The sequence below is a fragment of the Streptomyces sp. BR1 genome (genome assembly GCF_052373795.1).
GTDB lineage: Bacteria > Actinomycetota > Actinomycetes > Streptomycetales > Streptomycetaceae > Streptomyces.
On the sequence record NZ_CM126252.1, the window covers coordinates 108,739 to 123,154 of the forward strand.

At 71.8% G+C, this 14,416-nt stretch carries 10 protein-coding genes and 1 pseudogene; 8 read left to right on the top strand and 3 right to left on the bottom strand.

Annotated features, from left to right (window positions below):
- Positions 1-8 precede the first annotated feature (8 nt).
- Positions 9-815, bottom strand: a complete 807-nt coding sequence (locus ACT1U9_RS00480) for a maleylpyruvate isomerase family mycothiol-dependent enzyme (RefSeq protein ID WP_444536348.1) — start codon at positions 813-815, stop codon at positions 9-11.
- A 115-nt stretch (positions 816-930) separates the two neighbouring features.
- Between ACT1U9_RS00480 and ACT1U9_RS00485 the strand changes: the two are divergent.
- Both ACT1U9_RS00485 and ACT1U9_RS00490 read left to right on the top strand, forming a co-directional pair.
- Positions 931-1,176 (top strand): annotated as a pseudogene (locus tag ACT1U9_RS00485) (amidase family protein); the annotation flags it as partial.
- A gap of 201 nt (positions 1,177-1,377) precedes the next feature.
- Positions 1,378-2,784 carry a hypothetical protein gene (locus ACT1U9_RS00490; RefSeq protein ID WP_444536349.1) on the top strand — a complete coding sequence of 469 codons (1,407 nt, stop codon included), beginning with the start codon at positions 1,378-1,380 and terminating at the stop codon, positions 2,782-2,784.
- Positions 2,785-2,853: 69 nt separating this feature from the next.
- Here ACT1U9_RS00490 and ACT1U9_RS00495 read toward each other — a convergent pair whose 3' ends face one another.
- Complete coding sequence (locus tag ACT1U9_RS00495) at positions 2,854-3,180, bottom strand: cupin domain-containing protein (protein ID WP_444536350.1); 327 nt, start codon at positions 3,178-3,180, stop codon at positions 2,854-2,856.
- 70 nt (positions 3,181-3,250) lie between these two features.
- On the opposite strand from ACT1U9_RS00495, the gene ACT1U9_RS00500 reads away from it, so the two are divergent.
- The 5 genes from ACT1U9_RS00500 (at position 3,251) to ACT1U9_RS00520 (ending at position 12,763) form a co-directional block, all read left to right on the top strand.
- Complete coding sequence (locus tag ACT1U9_RS00500) at positions 3,251-4,231, top strand: GlxA family transcriptional regulator (RefSeq protein WP_444536351.1); 981 nt, start codon at positions 3,251-3,253, stop codon at positions 4,229-4,231.
- A 95-nt stretch (positions 4,232-4,326) separates the two neighbouring features.
- Positions 4,327-7,698, top strand: coding sequence for a patatin-like protein (locus tag ACT1U9_RS00505; protein ID WP_444536352.1), 3,372 nt, complete (start codon positions 4,327-4,329; stop codon positions 7,696-7,698).
- 123 nt (positions 7,699-7,821) lie between these two features.
- Positions 7,822-10,428 carry a SpoIIE family protein phosphatase gene (locus ACT1U9_RS00510; protein ID WP_444536353.1) on the top strand — a complete coding sequence of 869 codons (2,607 nt, stop codon included), beginning with the start codon at positions 7,822-7,824 and terminating at the stop codon, positions 10,426-10,428.
- Positions 10,429-10,547: 119 nt separating this feature from the next.
- Complete coding sequence (locus tag ACT1U9_RS00515) at positions 10,548-11,417, top strand: AAA family ATPase (protein WP_444536354.1); 870 nt, start codon at positions 10,548-10,550, stop codon at positions 11,415-11,417.
- On the top strand, positions 11,414-12,763 hold the full coding sequence (locus ACT1U9_RS00520; RefSeq protein WP_444536355.1) for a vWA domain-containing protein: 1,350 nt from the start codon (positions 11,414-11,416) through the stop codon (positions 12,761-12,763). Before ACT1U9_RS00515 ends, ACT1U9_RS00520 begins: the two co-directional genes overlap by 4 nt.
- Positions 12,764-12,851: 88 nt before the next feature.
- Here ACT1U9_RS00520 and ACT1U9_RS00525 read toward each other — a convergent pair whose 3' ends face one another.
- The gene (locus tag ACT1U9_RS00525) at positions 12,852-14,228 is read right to left on the bottom strand and encodes an FAD-binding oxidoreductase (protein ID WP_444536356.1); all 1,377 of its coding nucleotides are present in this window, start codon (positions 14,226-14,228) and stop codon (positions 12,852-12,854) included.
- Between ACT1U9_RS00525 and ACT1U9_RS00530 the strand changes: the two genes are divergently transcribed.
- A complete protein-coding gene (locus tag ACT1U9_RS00530; RefSeq protein WP_444536357.1) occupies positions 14,227-14,355 on the top strand; it encodes a hypothetical protein in 129 nt (42 codons plus the stop codon). The genes ACT1U9_RS00525 and ACT1U9_RS00530 overlap by 2 nt on opposite strands.
- The last annotated feature ends 61 nt before the right edge of the window (positions 14,356-14,416 follow it).

Genomic DNA, 14,416 nt, shown 5'->3' on the forward strand with positions numbered 1-14,416 from the left:
AGGGGTGTTCAGGGCGCCTTGAACAGCGTCGGGAAGCGCGGCGCGAGCCAGGGTTTACGGCCCCAGGCCAGCACCCGCCCCCGGGCGACGGCGCCGCGTGGATCGGCCCGGCCGAGCGCCATCAACAGGAACGTGACGGGCTCGATGGAGATGGTGCAGTCCGCACGGCCCGAGGGGACCGGATCGACCGTCGCCGCCCCGTTGTCGAACGTCACGCCGAACCGGGCTCCGCCCCAGAGACGGACCGTGTAGCGCGCGGTGAGGCGGCGTGCGGTGGTGGGGTCGACCACCCGTGGCATCGCCTCGACCATGAAGGGCAGCGAGAGCTCGACACGCCGCCGGTCGAGCATGTGCGGGCGGCCCACCGCGCGGGCGATGTCATACCCGTGGCCCAGCATGTGCGTGAGGAGATACGAGCCGAGGACGACCTGACCCATGGTGCCCATGGGGGTGTTCACCGGTGCCGTACCACGGTCCGCTGCGAGGAACGCCCCGGTCTGCGCCACGATCATCTCCGCCAACGGCCGCGCCGCGCGTTCGCCGAACTCGGCGAGCGCGCGTTCGTTGGCCGCCGCGATACCTTCGACCGTGCCGTCCCCGTAGCCGTGCTCGCGGCCCGCCGCGAGGTCGGCCATCAGCATGTTCGCCAGGGCGAGGTGTGCCGCCGTCTCCCCCAGCGTCCAGGTGAGGCCGGGCACCGGAACGGCGGTGTCCCGGACCTCGCGCAGCAGTACCGCGATGTCGTCCGCGGTGCCACGTATCGCCTCACCAAGTCCTGCTGGTAGGGAAGTTGGGCCGATCTGGTCAGCTGTCATGGCGCCGGAGCCTGCCCCAGCCCGCACACCGTGTCCATAGCCCGGGCCGGGCTCGGCGCAAGGGCGGAGGTGAAGATCCACGCGGTATCGACACGGCGCACCCGGGTCGTACAGGGCCCAGGCCTGGCACGAGCGCGGCTGGCTCGCCAACATCGCGGTCAACACCCTCTGTTCACCCATGACCCCGCCGTGGAACCTCTCCGGCCGACCGGCCCTGGCCATGCCGTTCGGCCTGCTGCCGACCGGGTTGCCCGGTGCAATCCAGCTCGTCGGGCGCCCCGGTTCCGAGCATCAGCTTCTCGACCTCGTCGCCCAGTTGGAACGGCTCAACCCCTGGCAGCGCACGGCACCGCGCGCCTGAACGGAGGCCGTCACACCGCGCACACCGATGCCTCACACGCAGGGCGCGCACACCCTGCGTAAATGAAGCTTCAACCTTCCCGTGCGGAGGGCGAGTTGGCGGCCGTCTCGATGTGACTGCCACCGGGCGTACATGGCATGATCACCTTTCCGTTACTCATGAGTAACGCCCCACCCCCCTCACTGTGAAGGTCACACCTACGTGCGCATCCTCACCAGACGCCTCCTCGTCCCCGGTCTGACCGCGCTGGCGCTCGCCGCCACCGGCTGCTCCTCCTCGGGGCACACCAGCGCGGCCGAGCCGGGCAGCACCTCCACCACCGCGTCTGCGGCCGACGACACCCAGCAGCTCGACGTGGCCGCCGCGCCGCTGGAGTCGTCCGCGCCGACCTCCATCGCCCGCACCCGCTCGGGCAAGGGCCAGCCGGAGAAGTCCACGCTGAAGGTCGCCTCCTACGACAAGGCGAAGCAACGGGCCGTCATATCCTCGGCGCCGCAGCACCGCCCCGGATCGCCCAGCCACTCCCCGAGCCACTCCCCCGCGCCCGACAAGCCCGTCGCGGTCGGCGACATCATCGCCAGCGCACCGGCCCCGGGCGCCCCCAACGGCCTGCTCGCGAAGGTCACCGAGGTCGTCGGCAAGACCGAGCACGGCACCGAGGTCAAGACCGCCGACACGACCCTGGCCTCCGTGCTCAAGGAGGACAAGGCCGACGGCAAGGTCCCCGTCGACCCGTCGTCGGTCACCGTGTTGCCCCTGATGAAGGGCGTCACCTTCTCCTGGGCCAAGGGCGAGGGCCTGAACTTCGGCCCGAAGGGCGCGAAGCTGCCCCTCGGCAACCTGCGCCTCGATGTCAACGCCGCCGTGGACACCGCCAAGGACGCTCCCGCCTCGGCCGGTGCCTCCGTCTCCGGCTTCGTGCAGCTCGCCCCCGAGGTCGAGTTCTCGTACGACGGCAGCAAGAGCACCGGCTTCGGTCCCAGTTCCGCGTTCCTCGGTATGAGCGGCAAGTGGTCCTCGCAGTGGGCGCTGCAGGGCCGCGCCGCCGCGAGCACCGGCCAGCCCAAGCGCATCCCGTTCGCCAAGCTGCACAGCGCGCCCGTCATCCAGGTCGGCCCGGTGCCCGTCGTCGTCAACCTCGACCTGACCTGCTACGTCCAGGTCGAGGCCGACGGCAAGGTCACGCTCGACGTCCAGCAGGACGTCAAGGGCGACTTCCGCGTCGGCGGCAGCTACAAGGCCGGCAAGGGCTGGTCCCCCGTCAGCACCTCGGCGGTGCACAGCACCCCGGTGACGGCGGGCGTCACGGCCGCCGGTCGCGTCAAGGGCGCCCTCGGCGCCGAGGCGTCGGTGGGTCTGTACGGCGCGGTCGGCGTCAGCGCCGACTTCGCCCCGTATCTGCGCGGTGAGGCCGACGCCAAGGCCACCGCGTCCAGCGACGGCAAGACCTCGGCGTCCGGCGCCTGGGTGCTGTACGGCGGATTCGACCTGAGCGGTCAACTCCACTTCCAGCTCTCGCTGTTCGGGACGCCTGTGATCGAGCGCCGCATCCCGCTGGGCGCGCTGAACCGCGAGTGGCCGCTGGCGAGCGGGCACGCCGCACGCTAGTCCCGACTTCGCGCGGCCGAGTGGGCCGGAGGCATCGTGCCTCCGGCCCACTCGTGCGTTCAGGCGCGCTCAGAGCACCGTGATCCCCAGAATCTGCGCCCCGCTCTCACTGCGCGGCCGGTGCGAGCTGCCGGGCGCGAACACCACATACGTGCCCGGCCCGTGGCGCTCCTCGCCCTCGATGACCTCCCCGCTGAGCACGTAGTAGCGCTCCTCGGTGGTGTGGGAGTCGATCCCCGGCCACTCGCTGCCCGGCGCGAAGTCGACCAGCCAGCCGCGCGCGTGGTCGGTGCCGCCCACCCTGCGCTGCACGATCCCGGGTGCCACCACGACGCCTTCCACCTCCTCGACCTGCACGACGCTCTTCAACGGTCCTGTTTCAGTGATCTCGCTCATGACTCCACTGTGATCGAGTCGAGCCCCGCGCCGTAGAGTCCAGAAAGACATCGTCGGGTACATTCCCGCCATGGACCGTCACCGTGTCGTGGCTCTGCTCAATTCACCCCAGTCACCGTTCGAACTCGCCTGTGCCTCCGAGGTCTTCGCCACCGAGCGGCCGGAACTGCCCAGCCGTTACGCGTTCCAGGTGTGCACCGAGCACCCCGGGCCGCTCCCGACCACCGTCGGCTACACCATGCTCGTGGAGGCCGGGCTCGACGCCCTGGAAGCGGCGGACACCGTGGTCGTACCCGGCTGGGGCTGGCAGCAGCCAGGGGTCGAGATATCGCCGGCCATCCTGGACGCGCTGCGGGCGGCCCATCGACGCGGCGCCCGGATCGTCGCCATCTGCACCGGCGCGTTCGTCCTCGCCCAGGCCGGGCTGCTCGACGGCCGCCGCGCCACCACGCACTGGCGCCGCACCGCCCAGCTCGCCGCCGACTTCCCGGCGGTCGACGTGGCCAGCGATGTGCTCTACGTCGACCACGGCGACGTGGCGACCAGCGCCGGGAGCGGCGCGGGCATCGACCTGTGCCTGCACCTCGTACGCTCCGACCACGGCTCGGCCCACGCCGCCGAGATAGCCCGCAGTATGGTCCTGCCACCGCACCGCGAGGGCAGCCAGCTCCAGTACGCCGTGCGGCCCGCACCCGGCAGGATCCCCGACGAATCGCTGGCACCCCTTCTGGAGTGGGCCACCACCCAACTCCACACCCCGCTCACCCTCGACCGGCTCGCGGCGCACGCCAAACTGTCCAGCCGCACCCTGGCCCGGCGCTTCACCGACCAGCTGGGCACCAGCCCGGGCCAGTGGCTGCTGCGTCAACGTCTGGACGCGGCACGGGTTCTGCTGGAGCAGACCGATCTGCCGGTCGAGGCCATCGCCACCCGCGTCGGCCTCGCCTCGGCCGTCAACCTCCGTCGACGTTTCCGTTCCGCCCTCGGCACCACGCCGGGGGCCTACCGTCGTACGTTCGGCGAGAGCGGGGAGCGGGCGCGAAGAAAGTGAGGGGCGCTCCGCCGTGGCGGGATGCCGCAAGTGCCGTGTTTGCGGGAGCCTGACCGTTCTGCACAGCCAGAGCAGTCCCGCCCCAGAGGAGCAGCATGGATGTGAAGCCGGTCGACGCGCGTACGCAGGAGATCCGTATCGCCACCGCCATGACCGGAGGCGTGAGTCTGGCCATCTGGATGGGCGGTGTCGCGCGCGAGCTGAATCTGCTGCAACAGGCCGCATGGCGCCGCCATCCACCGGCCGAAGGCGACTTCGTCGCGGACCTCGGCGCAGCACCGGACCCCCAGGGCAAGGTGCGGGAGCTCTACGTACGGCTGCTCAACCTGCTCGACACCACGGTCAGCATCGACGTCCTGTCCGGTACGAGTGCCGGGGGAATCAACGGCGCGCTGCTCGGCCTCGCCCGGGTCAACGCGTTCGACCTGGGCCCGCTGCGGGAGTTCTGGCTGAAGTCCGGCGCCTTCGAGACGCTGCTGCGGGACCCCAAGGAGAAGAACCCGCCCTCGCTGCTGCAAGGCGACGGCGTGCTGTTCAACGATCTGCTCAACGGCATCAAGGGCCTGCGCCAGTCGGACCTGTTGTACCGCCCGCCGACGACCGCTGTGGAACCGGATCCGCGGACCGAGCTGTTCATCACCACCACCCTGCTCACGGGTGAGACCAGCCGCTTCACGGACGCGTTCGGGACCCTGGTCCAAGATGTGGATCACCGCGGGCTCTTCGCGTTCGACGAGAAGCAGCTCAAGGGCGCGGCGGCCTTCGACATGGTGTCGCTCGCGGCGCGGTGCAGCGCCTCGTATCCCCTCGCCTTCGAGCCCGCGTTCGTACCGTTCGAGAAGGAGATCCCCGCCGTCCCGGCGAAGGGGATCCTGCGCCACCCGGGTATGAAGCCGTACGCCGACATCACGCGCGACCACTGGGTGGCGGACGGCGGGCTGCTCGCGAACCGGCCGATCGCCCCCGTGCTCCAGGCCGTCTTCGACCGGCCGGCCGAACGCCACATCAGACGCGTGCTGCTGTACGTCGTCCCGTCGCCCGGCGGGGCCCCGGACCCGCGCCAGGCGCCCGCGCTCCAGGAGTCGTTCGACGCGCCCTGGACGCTCGGCGAGGCGCTGCTCAAGGATCTCGGCACTGTGCTGAACCAGAGCATCAGCGCCGACCTCAAGGCCCTGCGACAGCACAACGACCGGGTGGACGCGGTGCGCGACACCCGGCTGCGGATGGCGGAGATCGGATCCCGGCTGGCCGACCGCCGGCCGTCCGAAGAGTTCCCGGGCTTTCGCCTGCTCACCGGGACGGTGCTGGACGACTACCGCGTCCGCGAGGCCACCTGGCTCGTCCAGCCCGTGGTGACGGCGCTGATGCGCGCGCTGACGACGATGCCCGGGCAGCGGATGCCTGACGACTGGCGCAAGGCGCTGGCGCCGGGCCGCAGCGCCGAGGAGGAGTGCCAGGAGGCGGCCGCGTCGGCGGTCGCCGTCCACTGGGCACTGCCCGACCGACGCGATTTCGACGGGCTGGCGAAGTTCGGGCGCCCGGCGTTCGACGGCGCCAAAGCCACGGTCCTCGCGATGTTGCAGGCCGCGTATGTCAGCCGGCCCGAGAAGTGGACCGAGCTGGCCGTGCTGAACAAGCAGGTGCACGAGGGGTTCGTCCCGGGCGAGCGACCTCAGGCCGACGAGCTCGTCGAGAGCGAGCTGAAGGGATTCGACGGCGACGACGGGGATCAGCGCACCCTCCCTCAACTCGCCCAGTCCCTCGCGGGGCAGTACGCGCGCCTGCTGGCGACACCGCCGCCGTCCGACCCACCGCCGAACTCCCTTGAGGACGGCTGGCGTCAGTTGTCACAAGTGGTGGGCCGACTACGCGGGTACGTGCGGAGCGGTCACGCGGCGGTCGGCGCGGATTCCTTCCGGCCCGACTCCACACAGCGGACGCGGCAGAAAGCGGCGGCGGAACTCGCGACCTACGTCCATTTCCTGTGCGGCGGCATCGACTCCGACGACGCCGACGCGATCGCGTACCGCCTCTTCGAACTCCACGTCGCCACCCGCTCGGTGCTCCCTGTGGCGATGGAAGTGGAGCAGCCGGTCGAGCTCATCCAGGTGAGTGCGGACACCCGCAGTGTGCTCGCCCCGCAGCGTGCCACCGCGGCCTCGAAGCTCACCGGGATGCAGCTGTTCCACTTCGGGGCGTTCTACAAGTCGTCCTGGCGGGCGAACGACTGGGCCTGGGGCCGCCTGGACGGCGCGGGCTGGATCGTCCATCTGCTCCTCGACCCCCGGCGCGTCCACGCACTGGCCGAGTCCCACGACCCGGCCGGGGGAATCCCGCGCAGCCGGTGGTTCTACGAGCGGCTGCGCGACGAGGTCCTCGACGGTACGGAGCCGCAGGGCTGGCCCATCGAAGCCGCCGGGGAGGACGCCGTCCAGCTCACCCGCGACGCCGTCATCGCGGAGCTGGGGTTCCTCGACGACGATGCCCGCGCCCTGCCGACCTGTCTTCCGCTCACCGCGCTGTGGGCGGCGCACAGCTGGCAGCGGTGGATCGCGGCGGAGGAACTGCCGGTCGTCGCCCGCCATGTGCTCGGCAATCCGTCAACTCACCATACTTCATGGGCCGTTGAGGTACTGGACGCGGCCGGGCAGCCCGACAAGGCGGTGGCGGCGGCCCAGGCGGCCGCGTCGGCGGTCATGACCCGCAAGTGGAGCCCGGAGCAGAACAAGCTCATCGCGTCCGCGCTCGACACCACGGCCTCCGGCGCCGGGTCGGAGCCCATCTCGGCGACGGCGGACGCGATCGCCGCGCGGCTCGCGGACTGCCCGGTCCCCGACGAGACGTTCGCGACGGAGCTCGGCGAGCCGCTGTTCACCCGTACCGTCACGAAGGCACTCGCCACCGCGACCGCCACGGCGACCGCGGTGAAGCAGTCCCCGGCGTCGGTCAAACCGTTCCTCACGTCCGCGCGCACGGTGACGATGACCGGCTATCGCGCGTCCGGCCTCTTCGGCGGCGCACCCCGGGCGCTGACGATCGCCGGGTTCGTCTGCGTGGTGATCGGCGTCGCCGCCATGGTCCTCGGGACGCGGGTGCTGAGCCTGGGCGGCGCGGTGGTCATGGCCATCGGCGTGTATCTGGTCGCGCTCGCCGCCTGGGGGCTGAGCCGACGGCTCGTTCCGGCCCTGGTGGGACTGGTCGTCGTGGGACTCGTCGCCGCGATGAGTTTCCGACGCAGATCGCTCTTCGGGACCGGCGCCTGCGATGTGAAGTGCACGGGCAAGGACATCGGCTGGGTCGGCCGCCATGCGCTCCCCTGGCTGCAGTCCGCGTGGTGGCATCCGCTGGTGGCGCTGCTCGTGCTCGGCGCGGTGGGTCTGCTGCTCAGCGGGGGCATCGGCAAGGCCGTGCGGGCGCTGCGGCACCGGCCGAAGCAGAGCCCCGGCGGCCCGGTCCCGGCACGCTAGATATCGAACGTACGATCCATTCCGGCTGGGCCGGATGGTCCGGCGCCGAAGTGCGGGGCTGCGGCGCCGGGGCGCATTCTTGCTGTATCACCTACCGCGCGGCACGCGGACGAGGGCAGACCGATGACTGGAAGCGCCGAGAGCCGGCACCGGGCGCCTGGACGGCTCACCGCCCTGCTCACCGGGGCCGTGGCGGAGTCGATGCGCGCGGTCGGCGGCCATGTGGGCGGTGCGTATCTGCGGTCCAGCACGCCCGGGCTGCTACGGCTCGCCGTGCTCGCCGGGCTGCCCGGGCCGCTGTTCCGCCCCTGGTGGCGGATGCACATGGACCGGCCGTTCCCGGTGGCCGACGCCCACCGCCTGGGCGTGGAGATCCAGCTGGCCGACTCCACGGAGACGATGCGCCGGTATCCCCAGCTCGCGGCCGGTCTGCCGTTCCGGTTCGGTTCGGTGTACGTGCCCGTGGTGGGGGCATCCACGCCGTACGGGGTCCTCGCGGTGCTGCGGCCCGCGACGCCGGACGCGACGGCCGTGAAACTCGACCGTGACCGTCTGACCGAGGTGGCGCAGGGACTGGGCGCCGCGCTCTCCGAGCTGGAGGAGGACGGGCCGCAGATCGTCTGGGACGGCGAGCCGCTGAGCGTACGGCCACCGGCCGACGACGCCCCGCCGGGGGGTGTCGGGCGGTTCTCCTGGGATCTGTCGACGGGCACGGTGACGGCCGACGACACCTTGTCCGCCCTGCTCGGCACCAGGGGCTTCACCGGCACGCCCGAGGCACTGGCCGCCTCGGTGGCCCCGCACGACGCCCACCAGCTGCTCGCCGCGCTGCACGAGACGGCGGAGACCGGTCAGGCGCCGCCCCGGCCGCTGCGGGTGCGCGCGGCGGACGGCGGAATGCGTCTGCTGGAGTTCTCCGGGCCGGGCGGCGCGGCACCGGACGACTCCCGCCTCAGCGGCATCGTGGTCGACATGGGCGGCGGCACGGCGGGCGACGGGGCCGCGGAGCTGCTGCCCGAGGGCGTCTTCACGCTCGACCGCCTCGGGCTCATCAGCTACGTCAACCCGCGCGCCGCCCTGCTGCTGGGGCGGCCCCGCGCGGAACTCCTCGGCCAGCCCCTGTGGCAGGCCGTGCCGTGGCTGGACCGGCCCGCGTACGAGGACCATCTGCGCGGCGCGCTGCTGTCGCGGGATCCGGTCCACTTCCGGGTCAGGCGCCCCCGGCCGGACAACGGGCAGCCGGAAGCGCGGCCCGGGTACGACAAATGGCTGTCCCTTTCCGCCTACCCCGGCCCGGACGGCCTGACCTTCACGGCGGTCCCGCTGGGGCACGACGCGGACACCGTGGGCGCCTCCACGGCCGACCCGGCGACCGAGACCGGGCCCGTGGACGCCGCGGCCGACCAGGCGGCCGTCGGCCCCCTGCCACCGACCGCGCTCGCGTCCCTGGCGGATTCTGCGGGCACCGCACCCCCTCCCGAGGCGGTGGCGAACGCGACCGCGCCGCTGTATCCGCCGCTCTTCCTCGCGATCGCGCTCAGCGAGGCGGTCACGGCGCGGCAGGTGTCCGCCGTGGTCATGCGGGAGCTGCTGCCCGCGTTCGGCGGCCGCAGGCTCGCCATCTATCTGCTCCATGAGCGCCGCCTCTACCTGGCCTGGGAGACCGGCTTCCCCCAAGGGTTCCTGGACCCCTTCGACGGCGTGGGCCTGGACGTCCGGCTCCCCGGCGTCGAGACGCTGACCAGCGGCCGCCCCCTCTTCTTCGAGTCCATGCAGCAGCTGGCGGCCGCCTACCCCGGCATCGCCCTCGACGCCGAACAGGGCGCCCGCGCCTTCCTGCCGCTGATCGCCTCCGGCCGACCGGTCGGCTCCTGCATCCTCGGCTTCGACATCCCCCGTACGTTCAGCGCGCAGGAGCGCACGGTGCTCACCGCGCTCGCCGGGCTGATCGCCCAGGCCCTGGAGCGGGCGCAGCGCTACGACACCGAGGCGGCCCTCGCCCGAGGGCTCCAGGCGGCCCTGCTCCCCCACCGCCTTCCGGCGCACCCGCAGGTGGAGACGGCGGGCCGCTATCTGCCCGGCACGCAGGGGATGGACGTGGGCGGCGACTGGTACGACGTGATCGAGGCGGGCGAAGGCCTTGCCCTGGTCATCGGCGACGTCCAGGGGCACGGTGTCCAGGCCGCCGCCACCATGGGTCAACTGCGCAGCGCGGTACGGGCGTTCGCGCTCGGCGGGCACTCCCCGCAGGAGGTGATGAGCGGGACGAACCGGCTGCTCATCGATCTCGACCCGGGCCAGTTCGCCAGCTGCTGCTACATCCGCCTCGACCCCGTGACCGGGCTGGCGCAGGCGGCCCGCGCCGGGCACCCCCAGCCGCTCCTGCGCCACCCCGACGGTGCCACCGAGGTCCTGGACCTGTCCGGCGGCGTGGTGCTCGGGGTGGACCCGACTGCGGTATATCCCGTGACGCAGCTGCGCCTTGAGCCGGGTGCTGTCCTCGCCCTGTACACCGACGGTCTCGTCGAGAACCCCGGCACCGACATCGACACGGGCATCGAACGCCTCCGCGCGGCCCTGGCCCACGCCGCCGCCCCCACCCGCCGGGGCGGCGCGTCCCTGACCGGCACGGCGGATCTGCTGATCGAACGGGCCCGCCAGACGACGGACCGCCCGGACGACATCGCCCTCCTGCTGACCACGCGACGAGCGACGCCGTCGGCCCCGTAGCCCCGGCACCGTGACGTTCACCGCAAACAGCGTCGCCCTGTTGTGGTCCGGCTCGTGTACTGATCAAGTACGAGGGCCGGAGCACCGTCGCGCCGAGCCGGAGACCAGGAGAACATCCCATGACGACCGGGTACTTCACGTCCGTGGACGACGTCTCGGCGCGCCTCGCCGAGACCGGCTATCTGGCCTCGCCCGCCGTCGCCACCACCGTCTTCCTCGCCGACCGCCTCGGCAAACCGCTGCTCATCGAAGGCCCGGCGGGCGTCGGCAAGACGGAGCTCGCCAAGGCCGTCGCGCAAGCCGCGGGCGCGGAGCTGATCCGGCTCCAGTGCTACGAAGGCGTCGACGAGTCCCGCGCGCTCTACGAGTGGAACCACGCCAAGCAGCTGCTGCGGATCACCGCGGGCCGCGACGAGTCGTGGGACGAGACGCGCACGGACATCTTCAGCGAGGAGTTCCTGCTCCCGCGCCCGCTGCTCACCGCGATCCGCGGCGCCGACCCCAAGGTCCTGCTGATCGACGAGACCGACAAGGCGGACGTCGAGGTCGAGGGGCTGCTCCTGGAAGTCCTCAGCGACTTCCAGGTCACCGTGCCGGAGCTCGGCACCATCACCGCCACCCGCCGCCCGTTCGTGGTGCTCACCTCCAACGCGAGCCGCGAGCTCTCCGAGGCCCTGCGCCGCCGGTGCCTGTTCCTCCATATCGGCTTCCCCGAGGAGGAGTTGGAGCGCCGGATCGTACGGATGCGGGTGCCCGGCCTCGACGACGCCCTCACCGCCTCCGTCGTACGGGTGGTCGGCGCGCTGCGGGCGATGGACCTGCGCAAGGCCCCGTCGGTCGCCGAGACCGTCGACTGGGCGCGCACCCTGCTCGCCCTCGGCGCCGACACCCTCGACGAGAACGTCGTACGGGACAGCCTCGGCGTGATCCTCAAGCACCAGGACGACGTGCTGAAGGCCGCCGCCAAGCTCGACCTGGACGCCGTGTGACCGCCCTGCCCGACCGGCTCACCGAGCTGGTCCGCAGCCTGCGCACGCACGGCATCCGGATCGGCCCGGGCGAGACCGTCGACGCGGCGGCCGCCCTGGAGGTGCTGGGGTTCGACGACCGGGAGCGGATACGGGAAGGACTCGCGGCCGCCCTGCTCCACCAGGAGGGCCAACGCGCCGTCTTCGACCCGGTCTTCGATCTGTACTTCCCGCTCCGCGTGGGCGCGCCGGACCACTCGGGCGGAGACACCGCCGACCTGCGCGACCGCCTCGCGGCCGCGCTGGCCGCCAACGACCAAGCGCTGCTGGGGCAGTTGGCGGGCGAGGCCGTGGACAGCCTCGGCGGATACGGGTCGTCGCCGGGCTCGGACGGCTGGTCGGCCCATCAGACCCTCTCGCGGCTACGGCCCCAGACCCTGCTCGCACGGGTACGGACGACACTCGGGCAGGGCGCGGAAGGGCCCGAGTTCACGGACCGGCTCACCGACGACGAGATCCGGCGCCGGATCGAGGCGTTCCGGAAGCGCGTCGGCACCGAGGCGCGCCGCCGGGTCGCCGAACGGCGCGGCGCCGAGCAGATCGCCCGCCGGGCCCTGCCGCCCACCGCCGACCGGGTCGACTTCCTCCTCGCCGGCCGGGCCCAACTCGATGAACTGCGCAGGTCGGTGCACCCACTGGCCCGTAAACTCGCCACCCGACTCGCTGCGCGCCGACGGCGTGCGGCACGCGGCCAGGTCGATCTGCGCCGCACCCTGCGCGGCTCGCTGTCGACCGGCGGGGTGCCCATGCGCCCGGTCCTGCGCCGCAGGCGACCGGCCCGCCCGGAACTCGTCCTGCTCTGCGACGTCTCCGGCTCGGTGGCGGGCTTCGCCAACTTCACGATGCTCCTCGTCCAAGCGCTCCACGACCAGTTCGCCAAGGTCCGCGTGTTCGCCTTCGTCAACCGCATCGACGAGGTCACGGGCCTCGTCCGCCACGGAACCGCGGACCCCGCCGGACTCGGCGGCCGCATCCTCACCGAGGCGGCGGTCACGGGCTGGCACGGCAGCAGCGACTACGGCGCCGCGCTGGGGGAGTTCGCCGAGCGCCACCTGGACGCGGTCGGCCCCCGCACGGCCGTCTTCATCCTCGGCGACGCCCGCACCAACATGACCGACCCGAACGTCCCCGCCCTACGCCGCATTACGGAACGGGCCCGCCGCGTCTACTGGCTCAACCCCGAGCAACCATCGCTCTGGTCGACGGGAGACTCTGCGGCCCTGGCGTATGCGGACGTAGTGGAGATGCACGCATGCCGCAACGCACAACAGCTGAGCGCGCTGATAGCCCGCCTACTACCAGTCTGACGTAGTGGCTGCGCGTTTAAGGGGCGCGGGGAACTGCGCGACCAGCCCCCACCAACCCGCAGACGAACAACCGCACACCCGCGGAGCGTCACGCAGGCTCAATGTTCTGATTGGCATGGAACAGGTTGCGCGGGTCATACGTACGTTTGACCGTGGCAAGACGGTCATACTGGTCGCGGTAGGTCGCCTTCACCCGGTCCGCCCCCTCCCCCGCGCCGATGAAGTTCACATACGCCCCACCCATCGAGTGCGGATGCAACTCCTCCCAGTAGTCCACACACCACTGCCGGACAACCTCCGCGTTGGCGGGGTCGGGGTCGATGCCACCGATGACCCCGGACCACACCGCGTCCCGGTACCCCCAGGCCGTGTCCCCCGCACGCACCCGATGGGCGGCACCGTCGACCGGGTACAGGTGCATCGTCGACAACCCGGTGGGAATACCTTCCGCATACTTCGCGTGCACATCGATGGACGCATCCGTGATGCGGTCGAAGAAGTCGCCGCGCCAGTACCACTGCAACCCCTTGGGGATCAGCTCGTCGAACATGCTCTGCACCATCGGGTAGGGCATGGGCGCGGTGAAGTGGAAGGTGGGCGGGCCGGGCTCGTTGATGGGTTCGAGGGTCTTCTCGGCCTGGTCCGGGTCGCCCGTCCAGCACCACACGACACCGCACATCTTCTGCCCGTGGATCTCCTCCGGGAACGGCGGCCCCGGCGGGACGACGAGTTCCGCGTAGAACCCGTTCAGGTCGTCGGGCGCCTGCGGCAGGAACTCGCGGTACCACTTCAGCACGTCGGCAAGGCGGTCGAGCGTCCACACGGTCACCCCGAGCACCACGGTGTGCACGGGGTGCAGCCGGAAGGTGAAGGCGGTGACGACACCGAAGTTCCCGCCGCCGCCACGCAGCGCCCAGAACAGATCCGGGCGGTTGCGCTCGTCCACGGTGACGAAACTGCCGTCGGCGAGCACCACGTCGGCCGCCAGCAGATTGTCCACCGTCAGCCCGTACTTGCGGGTCAGATGGCCGTGGCCACCGCCGAGGGCGAGCCCGCCGACGCCCGTCGTCGACATGATGCCGGCTGGGGTGGCAAGACCGAACGCGTGGGCCGCGTGGTCGAGATCGCCGAGCAGACTGCCGCCGCCCACCTGCGCGATCTCCGCGGCGGGATCGACACGTACCCAGCGCATCGGCGACAGGTCGACGGTGACACCCTCGTCCACCAGGCACAGACCCGCACCGCTGTGTCCGCCGCCCCGGACCGCCAGTTCGAGGCCGTGGTCGCGGATGAAGTCGACCGCGTCGATGACGTCCCCGGCGTCCTGGCACCGTACGATCGCGGCCGGTCTGCGGTCGATCATCGCGTTGTAGATCGTGCGGGCCTCGTTGTACTCCGGGTCCTTCGGGCCGATGACCGGACCGCGCAGCACGGTCCGCATCGCCTCCAGCGTCGTGCCGTCCATGACGATCTCCTTCAGCGGCACGGTATACGCCGCCCGGCCCTTCCCCTGCTGGGCCGCCGGTGGGTACGCGCGCCGGTGCCCCGGCGCCCTCGTCGGCCACGGCCGTGAGCGGGCGCCACAGGGCTGACATCTCCAGCGTCCGCCCGCACGCCTGGACTCGCAATTCCCGGCCGACGGGGGACCATGGG